The following is a 484-nucleotide window of genomic DNA, read 5'->3' on the forward strand; positions in this document are numbered from 1 at the left end:
CCCCACCCGGGGCGCGTCGTCGGCAGCGTAAAAGGTGTAGAAGACACAGCTCCTGCAGGTTGCTGTCACCCAGCTTCTCGCCGGCTTCCTGCAAAAASCTCGCATACATAAAGCGGAACCCCGCACCGCCAGTGCCGATTTCTTCCTGCATGCGCACGATATGGGTCAGGTACAGGCGGTTGTATTTTCTCTGCGCCGGGGCGAGCTTGTCGGTCTGTTTTGGCCGGGGCTGAATCTGTCTCTTTTACACATCTGACGCCNGCTCGGAGATGTGTATAAGAGACAGAAGCGGACCCCCGCACCGCCAGTGCCGATTTCTTCCTGCATGCGCACGATATGGGTCAGGTACAGGCGGTTGTATTTGCTCTGCGCCGGGTCGAGCTTGTCGATCTGTTTGGCCAGGTGCTGAATACCCCGGATACCCATCCACGGCAGCGGCATGCCATCCAGCTGTCTCTTTTACACATCTCCCAGCCCCCGAGAC

Annotated in this window: 2 protein-coding genes; both read right to left on the reverse strand. The window is 58.7% G+C overall.

Features of this window, described 5'->3' with window-relative positions; all coding sequences use genetic code 11:
- Window positions 1–151 (reverse strand): DUF4872 domain-containing protein (locus tag ACQ4LH_RS21125; RefSeq protein ID WP_430698969.1); only part of this gene is annotated, 151 nt, incomplete at its 3' end.
- A 14-nt stretch (window positions 152–165) separates the two neighbouring features.
- The gene (locus tag ACQ4LH_RS21130; protein ID WP_430698967.1) at window positions 166–441 is read right to left on the reverse strand and encodes a DUF4872 domain-containing protein; all 276 of its coding nucleotides are present in this window, start codon (window positions 439–441) and stop codon (window positions 166–168) included.
- Window positions 442–484 lie beyond the last annotated feature (43 nt).

The sequence above is a fragment of the Pseudomonas peli genome (genome assembly GCF_050563605.1).
GTDB lineage: Bacteria > Pseudomonadota > Gammaproteobacteria > Pseudomonadales > Pseudomonadaceae > Aquipseudomonas > Aquipseudomonas peli_A.